Origin of the sequence: Pseudoalteromonas sp. S4741, from assembly GCF_005886135.1 — a bacterium.
GTDB classification, from domain to species: Bacteria; Pseudomonadota; Gammaproteobacteria; order Enterobacterales; family Alteromonadaceae; genus Pseudoalteromonas; species Pseudoalteromonas tetraodonis.
On the sequence record NZ_PNCN01000001.1, the window covers coordinates 1 to 19052 of the forward strand.

14 protein-coding genes are annotated in these 19052 nt (G+C 41.9%); 7 read left to right on the forward strand and 7 right to left on the reverse strand.

Going from position 1 to position 19052, the window contains the following annotated elements:
• Window positions 1-99: 99 nt before the first annotated feature.
• From CWC30_RS00005 to CWC30_RS00020, 4 genes are all read left to right on the forward strand, one after another.
• Complete coding sequence (locus tag CWC30_RS00005; RefSeq protein WP_138626090.1) at window positions 100-717, forward strand: LysE family translocator; 618 nt, start codon at window positions 100-102, stop codon at window positions 715-717.
• Window positions 718-1019: 302 nt separating this feature from the next.
• Window positions 1020-3899 (forward strand): TonB-dependent receptor, encoded by a 2880-nt coding sequence (locus CWC30_RS00010; RefSeq protein ID WP_138626091.1) that lies wholly within the window; start codon window positions 1020-1022, stop codon window positions 3897-3899.
• Between the two features lie 20 nt (window positions 3900-3919).
• Entirely contained in the window at window positions 3920-7924 is a 4005-nt protein-coding gene (locus tag CWC30_RS00015) for an alpha-1,6-glucosidase domain-containing protein (protein WP_138561334.1), read from the forward strand.
• Window positions 7925-8034: 110 nt separating this feature from the next.
• The gene (locus CWC30_RS00020) at window positions 8035-8577 is read left to right on the forward strand and encodes a PH domain-containing protein (RefSeq protein WP_008467282.1); all 543 of its coding nucleotides are present in this window, start codon (window positions 8035-8037) and stop codon (window positions 8575-8577) included.
• Between the two features lie 101 nt (window positions 8578-8678).
• On the opposite strand, the gene CWC30_RS00025 is transcribed toward CWC30_RS00020, so the two are convergent.
• The 3 genes from CWC30_RS00025 to CWC30_RS00035 all read right to left on the reverse strand — a co-directional run bounded on the left by CWC30_RS00025 (window position 8679) and on the right by CWC30_RS00035 (window position 10271).
• On the reverse strand, window positions 8679-9575 hold the full coding sequence (locus CWC30_RS00025; protein ID WP_138626092.1) for a hypothetical protein: 897 nt from the start codon (window positions 9573-9575) through the stop codon (window positions 8679-8681).
• A 157-nt stretch (window positions 9576-9732) separates the two neighbouring features.
• A complete protein-coding gene (locus tag CWC30_RS00030) occupies window positions 9733-10077 on the reverse strand; it encodes a rhodanese-like domain-containing protein (protein WP_008115421.1) in 345 nt (114 codons plus the stop codon).
• 5 nt (window positions 10078-10082) lie between these two features.
• Entirely contained in the window at window positions 10083-10271 is a 189-nt protein-coding gene (locus CWC30_RS00035; protein ID WP_010392474.1) for a YgaP family membrane protein, read from the reverse strand.
• A 129-nt stretch (window positions 10272-10400) separates the two neighbouring features.
• Between CWC30_RS00035 and CWC30_RS00040 the strand changes: the two genes are divergently transcribed.
• The 3 genes from CWC30_RS00040 to CWC30_RS00050 are packed head-to-tail and all read left to right on the forward strand — an operon-like array spanning window position 10401 to window position 15044.
• Complete coding sequence (locus tag CWC30_RS00040) at window positions 10401-10703, forward strand: ArsR/SmtB family transcription factor (RefSeq protein WP_010392476.1); 303 nt, start codon at window positions 10401-10403, stop codon at window positions 10701-10703.
• Window positions 10704-10708: 5 nt separating this feature from the next.
• The gene (locus CWC30_RS00045) at window positions 10709-13984 is read left to right on the forward strand and encodes an efflux RND transporter permease subunit (RefSeq protein ID WP_138626093.1); all 3276 of its coding nucleotides are present in this window, start codon (window positions 10709-10711) and stop codon (window positions 13982-13984) included.
• Window positions 13974-15044 (forward strand): efflux RND transporter periplasmic adaptor subunit, encoded by a 1071-nt coding sequence (locus CWC30_RS00050; RefSeq protein WP_138626094.1) that lies wholly within the window; start codon window positions 13974-13976, stop codon window positions 15042-15044. The genes CWC30_RS00045 and CWC30_RS00050 overlap by 11 nt, the downstream gene beginning before the upstream one ends.
• Here CWC30_RS00050 and CWC30_RS00055 read toward each other — a convergent pair.
• The 4 genes from CWC30_RS00055 to CWC30_RS00070 form a co-directional block, all read right to left on the reverse strand.
• Window positions 15041-15718 (reverse strand): nitroreductase family protein, encoded by a 678-nt coding sequence (locus CWC30_RS00055; RefSeq protein ID WP_028834845.1) that lies wholly within the window; start codon window positions 15716-15718, stop codon window positions 15041-15043. The genes CWC30_RS00050 and CWC30_RS00055 overlap by 4 nt on opposite strands.
• A 212-nt stretch (window positions 15719-15930) precedes the next feature.
• Window positions 15931-17169, reverse strand: coding sequence for an ABC transporter permease (locus CWC30_RS00060; protein WP_008467269.1), 1239 nt, complete (start codon window positions 17167-17169; stop codon window positions 15931-15933).
• Entirely contained in the window at window positions 17162-17869 is a 708-nt protein-coding gene (locus tag CWC30_RS00065) for an ABC transporter ATP-binding protein (protein ID WP_008467268.1), read from the reverse strand. Before CWC30_RS00065 ends, CWC30_RS00060 begins: the two co-directional genes overlap by 8 nt.
• Window positions 17869-19035, reverse strand: a complete 1167-nt coding sequence (locus CWC30_RS00070) for an efflux RND transporter periplasmic adaptor subunit (protein ID WP_138626095.1) — start codon at window positions 19033-19035, stop codon at window positions 17869-17871. Before CWC30_RS00070 ends, CWC30_RS00065 begins: the two co-directional genes overlap by 1 nt.
• Window positions 19036-19052: the final 17 nt, after the last annotated feature.

Sequence of the window (19052 nt, forward strand, 5' to 3'; positions counted from 1 at the left end):
TAACTTAAACGATCCGCATTAGTGCCATTGACAGGCTTTTATGGGCAAGTGCATGGTTACGTATTACTTATTGAAAATAAAGAAATATAAGGGTTACTAATGGCATTATCATTATGGTTTAGCTTAGCACTGGTATGCATGATGGGCGCAATGTCGCCAGGGCCTAGTTTAGCTGTGGTATTAAAGCATAGCTTAAATGGCGGGATGAAAAATGGCATGCTGGCAGCGTTAAGCCATGGTTTTGGTGTTGGCTTATATGCCGCAGCTTCACTGTTGGGGTTAGGCGCATTGATGTTGCAGTTTCCTACTGTGTACCAATTTTTAGTGTACTTAGGGGCAGCCTATTTAGCATATTTAGGTTTGAAAATACTATTTTCAAAGCCCAACGACAGCGAGCTAAACATTCAGCAAAGCGACATGAGCAGCTCTAAGGCGTTACAAGATGGCTTTGCCATTGCATTTTTAAACCCCAAACTAGCAATTTTCTTTTTGGCGTTATTTTCACAATTTATCGACCCAGAGAACCTTACTTTAAATATTGGCGTTATTATGTGCTTAACGGTTTTTGTGATAGATACAGGCTGGTATTTATTGGTGGCTTTACTTACTGAGGTGTCTAAAAAGCGCTTTGGTTTTACTAAATCATCCCCTTGGCTTGATAAAATATTAGCGGTGGTTTTTATAGGGTTGGCAATAAGAGTGGTGCTTATGGTGTAGTTTATTCAATTTTAGCAATCCTTACCGCTTACCTTAAAAACTGTTTTAGTAATTTTTAATGCTCCTGTGAAATAACGACGTGTGGCTGACTTTTCCTTTTAGTTGGTCGATATATTTTACGTTATCCACATGATCGCAGCACTTCATGACTAAGTTCCTTTCCTTGCTAGCTATTGCCCTTGCTGGTGCATACGTATTCATTACACTTGATTTACTTTTTGGTTACACTTTATTGGTTTTATTTTATCCACAAATTAAAAATAAACAGCACACAATTATAAAATCAATAGGGTAGGAAGCTCATGGGGAAATTTAAACTGAGTGCATTAATGCTCGCAATGTTTGCAGCCAGCAGTGCATTGGCCGCAGCTGAAAGTGAGGCACAAGCAACAGTCAATCCACAGTTAGATGAGGATTTAGAAGTTATTGAAGTAACCGGCTTTAGCCGAAGCTTAATTCAATCACTTAACCAAAAACGTTTTACAGATACAGTGTCAGAGCAGCTATCTGCCGATGATTTAGGAGCGTTACCTGATGTATCAATGGCAGATGCACTAACGCGATTACCAGGTATTTCAGCTGTAAGAACCGGTGGTCAAGCCGCCGAAATAAACATTCGTGGTATGTCGGGTGGGTTTGTGTTTTCAACCCTAAATGGCCGTGAGCAAGTATCCTCCAGTGGTAGCCGCAGTATTGAATTTGATCAGTACCCGTCTGAATTGATCAGCTCAGCAGCCGTGTATAAATCACCAAAAGCTTCGCTTATTGAAGGCGGTGTTGCGGGTACGGTAGAGCTGCAAACAGCCAGCCCGCTTGATAATGAACAGCAGCATAAGTTTGTGGTCAACGCTAGAGGCATGTACAACGACCGAGCGTCTGAGGTGAACGATGCCACTGAGTTTGGCGATCGCATTAGCTTTTCCTATCAAGGGAAATATTTAGATGACACGCTAGGTGTTGCGCTTGGCTATGCGCGCTTATTTCAACCTAGTGTAGCAACACAGTTTATTGGCCTCGCTTATAACGATAATAAAGATATAGATGGCTTGGCAAATGATACTAATGGCCCTGAAGTAAACCCAGAAAACGAATACATTAGTGAAGGTTTTGAGCTCCAGCATTTAGGTGGTGAAGAAACCCGTAACGGTTACATGGCAGCAATTGAATGGATACCTGTAGATAACTTTAAGCTAAAGGGTGATGTGTTTTTATCACGCTTTGACACTGAGTCATTTGCCCGTGGTTTACGAGTGAAGTTAGGCGGCCCAACGGCCACTTATACAAACGCTCAGCTAGAGGGCAATTCAGTGGTTGGCGCCTCTGTTAATCGCACCTCAAAAAGCTATACCCGAATTGAAATCGTTAACGATGATAACCAAGACTTTGACGAAGTAGACAGTTACGGCGTTAACGCGGACTGGCAAGTAACAGAGCGTTTAAACGTCAATATGGATGTGTCTTTGTCGCGAGCAAAGAGTAATTTTCGCAATGGTTTATTGTGGGCATTGGTTGCCGAAGATGCGACAGCGCAAGAGCCAGTGTTAGATAAAAACGTATCAATAAACTATCAGCTTAATGGTTTAAATTTACCGGATGTCGGCTTTAATCAAGCAGCTGCATTTAGCGATATCGACCGGGTAATGGTAAGTAAATACGGTATTTATCCATATCAAAATGAAGATGAAGTAAGTGCTTATCGACTTGATTTTAAATACGAGTTGGATAACAGCTGGTTTAGCTCTGTGGAATTTGGTGCGCGTTATTCAGATCGCGAATACAGCAACAATCGTTCGGTGTTTGAATACGGCAATGACGGTGATTTCTCAGCAACTGAGCCGCCACTGCGTTTAACCAATGACATGGTAAATGTTGTTGATTGGGAAGGCGAGTTTAGCTACTTTCCATCGTATTTAGCGATTGATGTAGATAAAGCGCTCAATGCGTGGTTCCCAGAAGGTGCGCCTACACCGGTGACCACCTGGGGTAACGCTGATGGGGTGGTTGACCCACAAGGTTACACCACAAACTATTCATGGACTATGTTACAAAGTGGCTCAGTGTATGAGGAAGTGCTGTCAGCGTACGCTATGCTTAATATTAATGCTGAGATTGGCAATATGCCCGTGCTGGGTAATATTGGTATTCGCCGTGTCGATACCGACCAATCGGCCACGATTTTAGAGAACGTCAACGGGGATTTAGCGCTGGGCGCACAAAATATTACCGATAGCATCGGCATTGTAAATCAAAACTATCTACCTAATGTGCTTGGCACTACTTACACCGACTACCTACCATCGCTTAACTTAAACTTTCAGTTAACTGATAACACGCAATTGCGTTTAGCGGCGGCTAAAGTGATGTCGCGTCCGCCAATAAACCGTTTAGCGGGGGACGCCAGTGCGCAGGCAGATAAAACCACCGGTAAAATAAATGGCTCAAGTACTAACAACCCGTTCTTAAAACCATTTTATGCTGACCAATACGATATCTCTTACGAGCATTATTTTGATGAATCAGATGGTGCGCTTGTTGTAGCCGGTTTTTATAAAAATATAGATTCGTTTATCGATACGATTGCAATTGAGGGATTTGATTTCAAAGGCAATGGTTTTAACGTCCCCGAGTATATTGAAAACCCAGTCAGTGGCGAGCAAGTAGCCACCACTAACGGCACTTACACAACGGCGGTAAATAACGCTAATGGCGGTTATATTCGCGGTATTGAACTTGCCTACACGCAAGTATTTTCGTTTTTACCCGCGCCGTTTGATGGTCTTGGGTTTAACGGTAGCTATTCATACACCGAAAGCGAAGTTGAATCTATCACCAGCTTAGGTGGTGAAACAGTTACACAAGGCTTACCTGGTTTGTCTAAAAATGTGTTAAACGGCACTTTATTTTATAGCTTAGATAATTTTGAAACCCGCCTTAACGTGCGCTATCGCTCAGACTTTGTGTCAGAGCAAGTGGCTATTAATGAACAAGTGGTAAATTTTGACGCCGAGACCGTAGTCGATTTTCAAACCTCTTACCAATTTACAGACTCATTTGGCATGTTGCTACAGGTTAATAACCTCACCGATGAACCCACTCAAAGCTACTTTGGAAATGAAAGTATTACTGGGACTACCCAGTACTTTGGACGTCAGGTTTATTTAGGTTTTACCTATAGCCATTAATGCAAATTGGAGCATACATAATGAATATAATAACTAAAATGACTCATTTGCTATTCGCAGTGAGCTTAACGTTACTGTTTGGCTGTGGTGGTTCAGGTAGTAGCGATGTAAAAGCAGGGCAAACTCTTTTAACGTGTGATGTACCACAAGTTCCTAACACCGAAGGGACTCAATGCGTTGATCCCGAACCTATCTCTTGCGACGCACCGTTATTTCCTGATGCGAACAATGAAAGCTGTATCAATGGCTATAATCCGGACTTACCTGATCCGGTTGTGTTCGCTGGGGAGAATGAAGCCGTATTATTTTATAAGCGCCCTGAAAATGAAGGGTACGAAGGCTACCGCTTACATTCATGGAATACCGACGGTTGTGATGCTTATGCGCCGCCGTTTGATGCTACTGATTGGGCTGATGGTCACGAATACGACGGTATTGATCCAAATTATGGTGCTTACTGGATTGTGGCACTCAAAGACGGTTACACCGAGTGCGCTAATTTCATCATACATATTGGCACAGAAGGCACCGGCAAAGCCCATGGTGATGTGGATTTAACTATGCCACTGATGCAAGACGATGAGCGTTTTGTGCGTATGAACTTTACCTTTGACGGTGAGCCATCTGTATTTGAGTTCCCAGTTGCAAGCTTAGGTGAACGCCCGGTTGCGATTGATGGCGCATCAGCACATTGGATTGATTTAAATACAGTATTGTATAAGCCAAGTAATGAGCTTACGCAAATCATTAAGTTACATTCTTCTGCAACTGCTGACTTGGTGGTTGATTTAGACACTGGGCTAAATGGTGAAACCGTTGAGCTTACAGCAACCGAGTTAAGTGATGAGCAAGCTGCAAAAGTACCACACTTAACGGATTGGACTGCTTATCAAGGCAGTTGGGATGCGGACGCTGCAAAGCAGCTTATAAAGCAACAGCTTGTTGTTGCAGGCTACGATGCGGACGGCAAGCTACTTGAAGCCAGTTTAGTGCAAACAGCAAAAGCCCTTGATGCACTGTACACCCAAGGTGAAAGTGACGCGAATGAAGCCATGTTAGGCGTGCATTATAATAACAATGCAATTGATGTTTCAGTTTGGGCACCCACCGCTAGCAATATGATGATCAATGTATTTGACGCTGATAAAGCACAAGTACATAGCACCGCCATGACGTTAGACAACAATACCGGTATTTGGTCAGTCAGTTTAGACAGCCAATACGACCGTCATTATTATCGCTTTGCGTTTGATGTCTATCACCCAACCACTAAAGCAATTGAAAGCTTATGGAGTACCGACCCTTACTCACTCAATGTATCGAGTAATGGGCTTTATTCACAGCTGATAAACTTGAGCGATGACGACACTAAACCAGAGGGCTGGGACGAGCGCATTGTGCCAACAGTGGCTAACCCAGAAGATGCGGTTATTTATGAAGGCCATGTACGTGATTTTAGTGTTCGCGATCAGTCAGTGAGCGAAGCAAATCGCGGTAAATACCTGGCATTCACTGAACTTGAAAGCGTGCCAATGCAGCACCTTAAGCAATTAGCTGATAAAGGCTTAACACACTTTCATTTACTCCCAGTGACTGATATTGGCACTATTGAAGAAGATGCTTCAGAGCGTGTTGAAATCACTGACACCTTAGGTAAATTATGTGAGCGTATAAACGATGAAGCAGATGCCTGTAAAATCGAAGATAAAAACAGCATCATTGTTGATATTATGCAAAGTTACCTACCTGGCTCAGATGATGCACAAGCACTAGCCAGTGCGATGCGTGATTTAGACGGCTTTAACTGGGGTTATGACCCTCATCACTTTATTGCGCCTGAAGGTTCATATGCATCAAGCAGTGAAGGTATTGCTCGTGTACTTGAAACACGCGCCATGGTGCAATCATTACAAGAAGTAGGACTTCGTGTGGTACTTGATGTGGTCTATAACCACACAACATCATCAGGCGTCTGGGAAAAATCAGTCTTCGACAAACTAGTGCCTGGTTATTACCACCGTTACAACGAAGTATCTGGGGCGATTGAACGCTCAACGTGCTGTGAAAACACAGCAACTGAACATGTGATGATGGACAAATTCGTTACAGATTCAATGGTTATTCTTGCTCGCGACTTTGGTTATGACAGCTTCCGTTTTGATGTAATGGGGCATATGCCTAAGTCATCCATTTTAGCTGCGCGCGAAGCGGTGCAAGCGGTTGACCCAGATAACTACTTCTACGGTGAAGGTTGGGACTTTGGTGAAGTGGCTAATAACCGTTTGTTCACTCAAGCTAAGCAAGCTGATATGGCAGGCTCCGAAGTGGGCACATTCAATGACCGTATTCGTGAAGCCGTGCGTGGTGGTGCAATGTTTAGTAATAACCCGACAGATGGCAATCTAGCGGAGCAAGATACCTTACGTTTATCGCTGGCGGGCAACTTACAAAATTACATTCTTAAAGATTTTAAAGGTAATTCGGCAAAAGGTAATAGCTTTAGCTGGAACACGCAACCAACAGCTTATGCGTTAGACCCAGCAGATAGCATTAACTACGTATCAAAGCATGACAACGAAACACTGTGGGATCAGTTGCAATATAAGCATGCATCAAGCATGAGTATTGAGCAACGTGTGCGTGCGCACAACATGGCGTTGTCTATTCCACTTATGAGCCAAGGCATTCCGTTTATGCAACTGGGTGCTGATTTACTGCGTTCTAAGTCAATGGATCGTGATAGTTATAATGCCGGTGATTGGTTTAATGCTGTTGATTTAACCAAAGAGAATAATAACTGGAACATTGGTCTACCTAACGCAGAGAAGAACCAAGAAAAATGGCCTGAGATCATGCCTATTTCTGCTAACTCTGATGCACAGGCAATGCCACAAGATATTGCTTATGCAGGCGATGTGTTCCAAGAGTTTTTAGCAATTCGCAGTAGCAGCCCATTATTTAGATTAACCACCGAACAAGATGTAATTGACCGTGTGGGCTTTCATAATGTAGGTGAAAACCAGCAGCATGGTTTGATAGTAATGAGTATTGACGATGGTGAAGGTCTCGTTGATTTAGATATCGCAGTAGATGCTGTTGTTGTTGTTATTAATGCGACGCAGCAAGCACTTTCACACACGGTACTCACGGCTACTGGGTTTGAATTACACCCAACTCTTAAAAACAGTGTAGATAGTAGCATGACGGAAGTGAGTTTTACGGCCAGTGAAACCGACGGCACGTTCACTGTGCCTGCTTACACTATGGCTGTGTTTGTTAAACCACAAGGCGAGAGCCAAGGCGCTGGCTTGAGTGCTGATGCAACTGTTGGTGCGCCAGATATCGTCCCTTATGGCAGCACTGAGGTGTATCTTCGTGGTGATTTAAATGAGTGGGGGCTCTCTGATCAATTTGAATATGTTGGCAGTGGCGAGTATCAAATTATGAAGGCGCTGACAGCTGGGGAGAGCTTTGGTTTCAAAGTTGCTTCAGAGAGTTGGAACCTCGTGAATTTTGGTGCTAATTCAGAGCAAGAGGCTGTTGTTCAATTGGGAGTAGAAAAACAACTTAGTTTTAATGGAGCTAATATTAGCTTTACGGCAGACACCGCAGATAACTATTTGTTCTCGTTTAATGCTTCAGATAAAGAAAACCCAACTCTGACAGTGGTAAAAATAGGGCCATTTGGAAATGTGTCGTTATATTTACGTGGCAGTTTAAATGACGCTGGTAGTTTGTGGGGGACAGACGATCAATTCACATACAGTGGTGATGGTTTATATACTTTTTCCAAACAGCTAAGTGCACAAAGTGATGCATATGAGTTTAAAGTTGCTACCAGTGATTGGAGTACTGTCAATTTAGGAGCTGGTGGAGATAGTTCAGAAGTAATATTAGGGAGTGAAACACCTTTAGCGGCTTCTAATAATAACTTGAGCTTGTTAATTGAAACCGAAGGAGAATATCGCTTTGTGGTTAATGCAAATGATCTCGAAGCGCCTTTTATTATTGTTAACTTACAATAAGCTTTCACTAAGATAGCCGAAGCCGAGTTTTATACTCGGCTTTTTTATTATAGTTGCATTCAGCCACAATATTCCCTAGGTTAATAGAATAAATATCAAGGAGGTTATGAATGTCTGAGTTAGCCCTGAAAACCGCAAGTTTTAACCCTAAAGTAAAATCTTACTGGATCACGCTAGGGGTTATTACCTGCTTAGTGTGTTTGGTTGGTATCCCATTGATTCCAATCGTAGCCTTAATAATTTGGATCGTGGCAGGGCGTATGCTTAAAGCAATGTCAGCTAACTTATTAGAGCGTAAGCTAGTAGTAAAACGCGGTGTGTTTTTTAAAGAAGAAAAATCGATTCCGCTTGAAAAAATCACTGATGTGGGATTAAGTCAGGGGCCATTAATGCGACTATTTGGTTTATACCGCTTAAGCTTTGAAACTGCAGGGCAGTCTGGTCACGGTGCATTAGTATCGTTACTTGGGGTAGTTAATGCCAGTGAATTTCGTGAAGCCATTTTAACTCAAAAAGATAACCTCACTTCAGATCAGCCAGCCCAATCTAATAACGATGAACCACAAAGCCAAGTAGAGCTCATCCGCTCGCTTACCTACAGCGTAAAAAACATCGAGCAAATGCTAGTTACACTTCTGGAAGAGAAAAAATGATTAGGTCATATAGGGAGCTAAAGGGAATATGGTTAAGTAAGGATTGCTTTTGGCTTGTTTATTTGTAGGCGCCATCCGATGACGCCTACAACATGCTAACCCTAAGTATCTCCATTATTAGTGCTCGAAATATACGAGGACATTGATGATGACAGATTTCTATCTAAAGCATTTTTTAAGCATTGGGAGACTGATGGCGCTGATATTTTATAGTGATTTAATGCAATACCGTCTAAATAAGTTAAATAAGGGTTTACCGATAAACTGAACGCACCTAACTCTTTTATCCACTTCGCTAAAAAAATAACACGGTATTGCCCGTCGCTTCCATTGTTAAGATTAACTTCTAAATTTAAATTCTTACTCACCTCACTCCACGGACTCTGATACAAGGTCTCACCAACTATGATCGGTTTTGATGTAAAAAAGCTATCAGGATTTTTAATATTATTTTCAATTTTATGATTTACCCAGTTTTGAATTCGAGATGATGTATATTCTTCAAATACAGCCTTTACTGCATTATTTACATGGGAGGGGCAGTTGTTTTGTCTATCTAGATGAGAAGACTGACTTATTTGATAAAGTGGCATTAGGGTTAGTTCAGTTTGAAGTGTGTGTTTAAATGTTGAGAAATGCCCATCAATTGCTTTTTGTTTAGATATAGCAATAAGATCATTTTTATTTAATATCGTAGCTTCTATATATTTATCTGACTCATTTTTACTATGATTTCCCACAAAAAATGCAAAGTGGTTGTTTCCAGAGACATCCATCATAATAACTTTATGCGGATTTGAATCACATGTTTGATCAGCAATAGCAGCTTTTTGATTAGAGAGTGTAGTGTGGCATTGAGTTAATGGTGCATTGCTTTTTGCTAGTTCAGAGGCTCTGTCATAATTACAATCTTCACATACCATTAAGGTTATGCTGTCATCAGCATTTACAGAGTGAGCGATGCCGAGTAAAAATAATAAAGCTGCAACTTTTTTCATAAAGTCTTCCTTAGACGAGTGTTCCTTTTTTATACACTAGCGTTGAAGTTTATTAATTTCAATCTTTGATTTTAATTGAGCATTGTAATTCTCTAATTTGGATTATGTTACAAAGCTCAGCGATCGGTTGATCGCCGAGTAATTTAATTCTTAGCATTTAAAATGCCTGACAAACATCTTCTGCTTTACAGGTAATAACTGTGACGTTTTCGTAGCCTACTCGGGTCAGGGCTTCAGCACTTAATGTTGCGCGCGCACCACTAGCGCAATGTAAGTAAATAGGGCGTGCTGCGTCTTTTTCTATTTCCATGAGCTTCATTTCAAGTAGCCCGCGAGGAATGTTTATAGCGCCTATAGCTGCTTTGGTGGCATGTTCAGCGGGTTCTCGTACATCAATCAACAATCCTTTATTTTGCTCAAGCTCTTTCTTTGCTTGTTCGGCATCAATACGACGCTGATTAGGAGTAATTATTTTTAGTAAATCTGGAATAGGGGTAAGCATGGTGTTTATTCCTTAAAGCCAAGTTTGCGTAATAGAGTGATCATTGGGCACCAGCTAGTAAAAGCTGATTGAATTAAATTTACTGCGATAAAAGCGGTAAAGTAAATCCACTTAGGATCGTGATAAGTTTGCAATAAAAGCGACACAATAATCATTATGCCAGCGATTAGTCTGAGTGCGTTATTTAGCTTCATTATAGTAGGCCAGTTATTTAGTTCAGTACAGTTACTATATTAGATTTATCTATATTAGTAAAATCTAATATTAGACTTTTCTAATCTAACGTTTTATACTCAGACTCTATTTTAGAATAAGAGCATAGTATGAATATTGACTTTACTGCCATGGCCGGCAATGTAGAACAAGCCGAGCAGCTATTAAAAATTTTAGCCAATAAAAATCGCTTGATGATTTTATGTTCTTTGCAAGATTCAGAAATGAGCGTATCTCAGCTCAATGAAGCTGTGCCATTAGCGCAGTCTGCGTTATCTCAGCACTTAGCAGCGTTGCGTAAAGCAAACATTGTGGCTACGCGCCGCGAGAGCCAAACAATTTATTATCGTGTCATTGATGAAAATGCAGTCGTTTTGCTTGGTACCTTGTATGGGTTATTTTGTAAGGGCTAAGTGCGATGAGCTTAATAGACAATGCGGTAAAAAGTAGTTTAAGTGGTCGCATTCCGATTGTTATTTTTGTGATGTCTTTGTTACTTGGGGTATTTGCACTAAATCAAACACCTCGAGAAGAAGAGCCACAAATTACTGTGCCCATGCTCGATATTTATGTATCAGTACCTAACGTTGAGGCGCCTGAAGTCGCTAGGTTAGTAACACAACCACTCGAGAAGTTACTGGCTCAGCTGGTGGGAGTTGAGCATATTTACTCAACCACACAAACTAACAGTACAGTGGTTACGCTGCGTTTTGAAGTAGGGCACAATCGCGAACAAGCTATTTTAGATACCTATGCAAAATTAAATAGTTATCAGCATACAATGGCATCGGTGATCGAAAGTTGGCAAATTCGTCCAATAGAAGTAGATGACGTGCCTATTGTGATGTTAGGCCTCTACAGTAAAGACCCGCAACTCTATGGTGATTACGAGTTAACCCGTTTTGCTAACGAAATTGCTAATAATTTACAACGCATTGAGCATACCAGTGAAGTTAAAGTAATTTCAGGGCGTACACGCACTCTTACCATTAATTTAAATGCCAGCGCACTGGCTGCCCATCAAACCACGGTAAACGATGTTTTTTACGCATTAAATGTATCAAACCAACTCACTCAAGTAGGGAGTGTGGTTGATAATCAGCAGCAAATTGCAATTCAGGCAGGTGATGTTCTACGAAGTCAATCTGCTGTAGAACAGCTGGTAGTGAATGTTGTTAATGGCAAAAGTGTTTACTTGCTTGATGTTGCAAACGTTATTGATGGCCCAAGTGAAGCTAAGCATTACCAATGGCTTGCTCAATCGGCAAACCAGCAGCAGTTGCCTATGGTTACTTTAAGCGTAGCTAAGCAAGCAGGGACTAATGCGGTTGCTGTTGCAAATGATGTTCATACCATGATGAATGAACTTGCAAATACTTTACTGCCACCAGAAGTTAGCCATACAGTGCTCAGAGATTATGGCCAAACTGCCGATGAAAAAGTAAATAACCTCACATCAAGTTTAGTGTTTGCAGTGTTTACTGTGGTAATTTTTGTTGGCGTGTTTTTAGGTTGGCGTCCTGCCGTGGTGGTTGGGCTGGCTGTGCCTATTTGTTATGGCATTACTCTCTCATTAGATTTTGCATTTGGTTACACCATTAATCGGGTGACATTATTTGCGCTTATTTTATCATTAGGCTTACTGGTAGATGACCCAATCACAGGTATTGATAATATTAGCCGCTTTTTGAATAAAAAAGGCGATAAAAAACAGCAGATTGTTGGCGCAATGAGCGAAATTAGAAGCGCCTTACTTATGTCTACGCTCACTATTATGGTGGCGTTTATTCCACTGGCGTTTATTACCGGAATGATGGGGCCGTACATGGCACCTATGGCATTTAATGTGCCGGTTAGCGTGATGGTTTCTACCATTGTTGCATTTTTTGTAACCCCTTGGCTTGCGATGAAGTTACTCAAGCCTGATAACGAACAACCCTCTGAGCTTGCTCCTAAAGTTGGTGCATATCAAAGAATATTAAGCCCATTATTGGTTTCTAAGGAGCGAGCAAAACTTGTTTTGTGGCTAACCCTAGCATTATTTATCATTAGTGCCATGTTACCCGTGATGCGTTTGGTGCCTTTAAAGCTACTCCCTTTTGATAATAAAAATGAGCTGCAAGTGCTGATAGATATGCCAGAGGGGACTAATCTGGAGCGCACAGCTGCATTTACTAAACAAATCCAAACACTCACATGGCAATTAAACGAAGTAAGTGAAATAGCGGCCTATGTTGGCCAACCCTCTAGTATGGACTTTAACGGTATGGTGCGCGGTTATTATCGCCGTGAGGCAGCGAATCTCGCCGAGCTGAGGGTATTGTTAGTGGATAAGTCTGAGCGCGATCATCAATCGCATGGAGTAGTTATGCGCCTTCGCGAACAGCTCGCGATGCTAGCAACCGATGGCATTGTAATAAAAGTGGTTGAAGTACCACCAGGGCCGCCGGTACTGAGTACCTTAGTTGCTGAGGTTTACCGAGATGCTTTTGTTGATGAGCAAACACATTCTCACGCTGCCCAGCAGCTAGCTGCGCGTTTACAGCAAGAGCCTCATGTAGTTGAAGTCGATACCTCAATGGTGGCACCCTCGCCATTACAGCGCTTTGTTACCAATAAAACCAAGGCCGCACTCAGTGCGGTTTCAACTCAAAATATTGCACAAACACTCAGTATTGCCTCTCAAGGTGAAAACGTGGGTGTACTTTATGTGAGCAATGAAACAGAGCCCGTTGATATTAAATTACAGCTACCGTACAGCGAGCGAAATCAGCTTTCGCAATTACTTGCACTTCAGGTTAGGGGCGACAGAGATTTAGCTAAAACCAGTAACGAGTTTGGTTTAAGCAGTGCGCCAAGGCCGTTAGTATCGCTTTCAGAACTCGGTGAATTTACACAACATCATGTTGCTAAAGCGATTGTTCGTAAAGATCAGCGCGACGTGATTTATGTTATGGCTGAGCTTAATGGGCGCACACCAGCGGAAGTGATTGCTGATGTGAATGCTGATTTAAATGTATCAAACGATGAGTTTGTTAAAACATCGTGGGTAGGTCGTCACTTTTTTAATAATGGCGGAACAGCCCCATGGCAACTACCACAAGGAACCCATGTCAGCTTTAGCGGCGAGGGGGAATGGCGCATAACCATTGATGTATTTAGAGATATGGGCATTGCCTTTGCGTTTGCGCTCAGTGCTATATTTATAATTTTACGGGTACAAACACAGTCGGCGAGTTTATCGCTGATTATCATGTCAGCTATTCCGTTAACAGTAATAGGCATAATGCCAGGTTTTTGGCTGTTAAATCAGTTTGGTGAGCGCTCTATAGCTGGAGCCCCAGAGCCGGTATTATTTACTGCCACAGCGATGATAGGCATGATTGCCCTTGCAGGTATCGTGGTGCGTAACTCACTTATTTTGGTTGAGTTTATTAATCAAGCTCGCGGCCAAGGCATGGCAATTAAAGAGGCGCTTGTTACAGCGGGTACGGTGCGAATGCGCCCTGTGCTCCTAACCGCAGGTACCACTTTATTAGGTAACTTAGTGATCACACTCGATCCGGTATTTAGCGGGCTCGCGATTGCGATTATTTTTGGCATTGTGGCGTCTACATTATTTTCATTATTTGTAGTACCGCTTGTTTATTATTTAGTGTTTGCAAGCACAGAGGATAAAGCGCATGCAGGGTAAATCAAAATTTATAGGCACATTGGCCGCGTTATTTTTCATTATTATGGCTGTGCTTTATATGGCGGGCAGCTTTTCTGACAAGCAAACTGCAGGCTTAAAAGAATCACAAATAACGAACTATCAAGGTGAGCGAGTAACGGTAACGCTGCAAAGTATTGCAGGCACTGAGCAGGTACCAGGTAGTGTAATAGCAAAACAAAATACGCAAATTTCATCGCATGTTATGGCGCAAGTTGAGCAGTTAAAAGTACGTGCTGGCGATAAAGTCGCTAAGGGCGATTTACTTATTATGCTCAAGCAAGATGATTTTAAAGCGGCATTAGCGCAAAGCAGTGCAAATATTAATGCGGTGCAAGCGTCGTTAACGCAAGCTAAAAAGCAACTAGCCAGAATGATTGATTTAAATGCGCAAGGATTAGTATCTGTTAGTGAATTAGATGACGCCAAAGCAAAGTTTGAAAACTTAACCGCTAATTTAGCGGTTGCTAAGCAACAGCAAACGCAAGCTCAGGTATCGCTTAATTATACGCGTATTACTGCCCCTATTTCGGGCGTGGTCGTTGAGCGCCTAACTGAACCTGGCGATACTGCAACACCCGGTAAACCGCTGATTACTTTGTATAACCCATTACAGTTACAGCTTGAATTTAATGTACGTGAACAACAAGCAGTAAAATTAAGAGTCGGGGACAGTTTAAATGTGGCATTACCTTCTCTTGATATAACAACACCCGCAACGGTGAGCGAAATTGTACCAGTGGCAGATAACGCGGCGCGCAGCTTGCTTATTCGTTTAGAAGCCGATGCGCAACTTGGTTTAATGCCAGGCCTTTATGCTCAACTACAGTTACCAATAAAAAGTACCCAAGGTGTATTAATTGATCCACGTTGGGTGCATGAGTTTGGTCAACTCAATATGGTGTATGTACTTGAAAACGAAACGCTGGTTAAACGTTTCGTGCGTTTAGGCAGTATTATAAATAACCAGCAACACGTAATAGCAGGCCTAAAAGAGGGTGATGTACTTGCTGTTGATTACATGCCAAGTCAAAGCGATTAAATAAAACTCGCAATTTCATCAATCGACTTTTTATCTAGGGCGTGCAGCGGCACTGTTGCATGCTCATCTGGGTAACCAGTAATAAGTAACATATAAGGGCGTTCGTTGTCTTTATCACGCCCACAAATATCGGTTAGAAAACTCATCGGTTTTGGTGTGTGGGTAAGTGTTGCAAGGCCTGCGCGGTGCAAGGCTTGAATTAAAAAGCCAGTGGCAAGGCCTACCGATTCATGCACATAGTAATTGGTGTTTTTATCGTCCGTATTTACACCCCCCTTTTTTTGACTAAACACCGCGATTAACCATGGCGCGTGCTCTAAATAGGGTTTGTTAGCATCGGTGCCTAAGGGTTTTAGTGCATCTAACCATTCTTCACCCGCTCTGCCTTCATAAAAAGAGCGTTCTAATTTCTCGGCTGCTTCACGAATTTTCTTTTTAACATCACTACTATTAATTGCTACAAAATGCCAAGGCTGGTGGTTTGCGCCACTAGGCGCTGTACCTGCCGCTTTTATACAGGTTTCGATGATTTCTTTTGGCACTGGGCGGTTACTAAAGCTGCGAATACTATGACGGCGTTGACTCGTTTGTAAAAACTCATTCGCACGCGTCAGCATTTCCTCTGGCGGGTATTCTATAAAATCGGCTAATAGTTGGCTTTTATGATTTTGCATGGCTGTTCGCTTCTTATTTTTAGAGTGTTTGGTTTAAAAGAGCAGCAAAGGCTTTATCTGCTAAGGTTTATAAAACCCGCGCTACGCATAAAATATTTATATCATATTACAAGGCTTAGCCAATAGATAAGAGCCTATTAGGTATCCTAAAACAGTAAAAGTCAGCTATTTTAGGATACTATTTTAAGCAAACAGGTCGCTATTTTGAGTGTTTATTCATAACGTAAGGCATCAATGGGATTAAGCCTAGCTGCTTTTATTGCGGGAGCTAAACCAAATACAATACCGATTAAAGAGGTAAAACCAAACGACAGCATAATAGCCCAGCCTGGTATATAAGCGTCGGGCATGCTTGGTACAGAGAGCGAAATGAGCTCGGCAGCACCATAGCCAATGACTAAGCCAATTAAGCCTCCAAATAATGACAGCACCACAGCTTCAACTAAAAACTGCAACATAATAAACCCTGGTGTTGCACCGAGTGCTTTTAGTGTGCCGATAACACGGGTACGCTCAGTTACTGATACCAACATAATATTCATTACGCCAATACCGCCAACAACAAGACTGATACCAACAATCCCTGCGGTTATTGCGGTAGCGCTGCCCGTAAATTTATCAACATTAGCACGTGCTTTTTCGGCGGTTTCAAACTCAAAGTCGTTTTCTTGCTCATCTTTTAACTTATGTAATTGCCGTAAAATGCGGGTGATTTTGGCAAGTACTAGTTCTTCCTCACTGTCTTCTTTGAGTCTAAACATAATTTGTACATTGCTGCTGCTACTTGGACCCTCTAATGCGCTCATGGTACTGATGGGAATATTAATATAATCGTCTTGATCGAACCCCAATAAACTACCTTGTTTTTCAGCCACGCCAATAATTCTAAACCACTCGCCGCCAAGTTTAATATATTCGCCTACAGGGTTTTTTGGCAGGTTTAGCTTTTCAATAATGGATGGACCAATAAAAGCGACTCGACGGCGCTTTTCATCATCCTCTGCGCGAATAAAGCGCCCAAGTTCTGGAAAGGTTCTATACGCTTTTTGGTAATCTTGCTCTGTACCCATTACTCGTGATGAGTGGCTTTTATTTCCATATTCAGCGCCACCAGAAAAACGCCAAGTAAACATCAGTGCAGTGAGTGTTTCAGCCTCTTTTACTCGGGCTTTTAAGACTAAAAAATCGTTGTAAGTGAGTTTAGCATTTTTGCCCACCATTTCTTGTTCAATGCTGGTAAAGGGTTTAATTGTGGTTACATCAGGTGCCATATCTGCGAGTTGATCGTTAATTTGCTTAGTAAAGCCTTGCATAACGGCTACCACTGTAATAACCGCGGCAACCCCAATTATAATCCCTAAACAAGTGAGTGCGCTTCGCATGGCATTGGCTTTAATGGCCATTAGTGCTGCTTTTGTTCCTTCCATAATTGCAATAGCAGATTTAAACATGCTGTTTGTCTCCTTCACCTTTACGCACATCGCTCACTACCTTGCCATCAACTAAGCGAATAACTCGCTGGCAATGATCTGCAATTTCTTGTTCGTGAGTTACCAAAATAATGGTGTGGCCTTCATTATGTAGCTCATCAAATAGCGCCATAATTTCAGTGGTAGTTTTGCTGTCTAGATTCCCGGTTGGTTCGTCACCGAGTAAAATATGCGGTTTAGTCACTAGCGCTCGTGCAATGGCAACACGCTGGCGTTGCCCACCAGACAACTGGCTTGACAGATGATCCACTTTATCACCGAGTCCTACACGTTTGAGTGCATCGAGGGCTTTTTGTTTACGTTGTTTTGCGGGTATAAACCTATAAACCAAAGGCTGCATCACATTTTCAAGTGCCGACGCACGCGGAAGTAAGTTAAAGCTCTGAAAAATAAAGCCAACACTTTCGTTACGCTGATGAGCGAGCTCGGTTTCTGTCATACTTTTTACAAGTTTATCTTTTAAAAAATAATCCCCAGTAGTTGGAGTATCTAAGCAACCCAATAAGTTCATTAAAGTTGACTTACCTGAACCTGAAGGACCGATTATAGCGACATACTCGTTTTCATTAATGACCACGTTTACATCATCTAGGGCCTTAAATATTTGCTCACCCATTTTGTATTGCTTGTTAATATGCTCAAGCTTGATTACCGCCGACATTATTGCGCATCCTTGGCAGTTGTTTGCTTAACTTTTACCGTATCATTTTCTTTTAGTTTACTGATAGGACGTGCAGGGCCAATAACAATTCGCTCCCCTTTATTTAAACCTTGGGTAATTGCTTGCTCTATATCTGAAGAAATACCCACTTCTACATAGGCTTTGCTTACAGTGTTATCGTCGTTTAAACGCCATACAAAGGTTTTATCACCTTCTTTTTGTACGGCTTCGATAGGGAGCTTTAAGCCATTCACAGCAAGGCTTGTTGCGATTTCTGCACGGCAGCTCATACCTGCATATAGTTGCCTATCGGTATTATCAAGTAACACTTTCACTCGAAATGATAAACCTTGTGAACCTGCTTGGTTTTTTGCTGAGGTTCCAATGTTAATGACCTTGCCAGTGAAGGGTTGATTGGGGTACGCAGCAGCATAAATATCTGCATGCTGGTCCAATTTAATGCCAGCAATATCAGTTTCATCAACTCTGAGCTCAGCTAAAATAGCGCTTGGGTCGGCAACCAGCATTAAATCTGAGCCAATAATATTAGTGGTGCCGGCAATAACGGTTTCGCCTTCTTTAATATTTACTGAGGCGAGCAAACCACTCATTGGAGCACGAAATACACTTTTGCTAAGTCTATCTTCAGCGATTGAAAGAGAGGCTTTGGCTTGATTATAAGACTCTACTCTGGCTTCAATATCTATTTTGGCAAGGTCGCGTGCATTTTGTAAGTTCTCGTATACTTCTTGCCCTGCTAGGCCTACGTCATAAAGCTCTTTTTGACGTTTAAGCTGACGTTCAATATTCAAAAGGCGTGTTTTACTATGTTTTATTTCTATTTCGCTAGCTCGCAATACCGCTTTATTACGTGTTACTTCTGACTCAAAAGCAGTGGTATCTAAGCGCATTAAAATGTCGCCTTGTTTTACACTTTGCCCTTCTTCAACAAACACCTTGTCGACTCGTCCGGTTACCTCTGAACGTAACTGCACTTGAGTATTAAAGACTAAATTGCCAGAGGCCATAATGGAGTCTGCAATACTACCTTGCTCAACCTGTGCAACATTTACCTCTGGTGCTTTTTCATCGCCAGTAATTTGCTTTGATACAACAAGAGCAATAAAAGCTGCAATTGCAAGGGTAATGATAATCGCTTTTTTCATTTTTATTTCCGTATTTA

Bases quoted from the DNA above. Each gene is read 5' to 3' on its own strand.
- CWC30_RS00005 (WP_138626090.1), top strand. From the start codon at position 100: ATGGCATTATCATTATGGTTTAGCTTAGCACTGGTATGCATGATGGGC.
- CWC30_RS00035 (WP_010392474.1), bottom strand. From the start codon at position 10,271: ATGAAGCTAAATAACGCACTCAGACTAATCGCTGGCATAATGATTATT.
- CWC30_RS00010 (WP_138626091.1), top strand. From the start codon at position 1,020: ATGGGGAAATTTAAACTGAGTGCATTAATGCTCGCAATGTTTGCAGCC.
- CWC30_RS00015 (WP_138561334.1), top strand. From the start codon at position 3,920: ATGAATATAATAACTAAAATGACTCATTTGCTATTCGCAGTGAGCTTA.
- CWC30_RS00060 (WP_008467269.1), bottom strand. From the start codon at position 17,169: ATGTTTAAATCTGCTATTGCAATTATGGAAGGAACAAAAGCAGCACTA.
- CWC30_RS00025 (WP_138626092.1), bottom strand. From the start codon at position 9,575: ATGAAAAAAGTTGCAGCTTTATTATTTTTACTCGGCATCGCTCACTCT.
- CWC30_RS00065 (WP_008467268.1), bottom strand. From the start codon at position 17,869: ATGTCGGCGGTAATCAAGCTTGAGCATATTAACAAGCAATACAAAATG.
- CWC30_RS00040 (WP_010392476.1), top strand. From the start codon at position 10,401: ATGAATATTGACTTTACTGCCATGGCCGGCAATGTAGAACAAGCCGAG.
- CWC30_RS00070 (WP_138626095.1), bottom strand. From the start codon at position 19,035: ATGAAAAAAGCGATTATCATTACCCTTGCAATTGCAGCTTTTATTGCT.
- CWC30_RS00045 (WP_138626093.1), top strand. From the start codon at position 10,709: ATGAGCTTAATAGACAATGCGGTAAAAAGTAGTTTAAGTGGTCGCATT.
- CWC30_RS00055 (WP_028834845.1), bottom strand. From the start codon at position 15,718: ATGCAAAATCATAAAAGCCAACTATTAGCCGATTTTATAGAATACCCG.
- CWC30_RS00050 (WP_138626094.1), top strand. From the start codon at position 13,974: ATGCAGGGTAAATCAAAATTTATAGGCACATTGGCCGCGTTATTTTTC.
- CWC30_RS00030 (WP_008115421.1), bottom strand. From the start codon at position 10,077: ATGCTTACCCCTATTCCAGATTTACTAAAAATAATTACTCCTAATCAG.
- CWC30_RS00020 (WP_008467282.1), top strand. From the start codon at position 8,035: ATGTCTGAGTTAGCCCTGAAAACCGCAAGTTTTAACCCTAAAGTAAAA.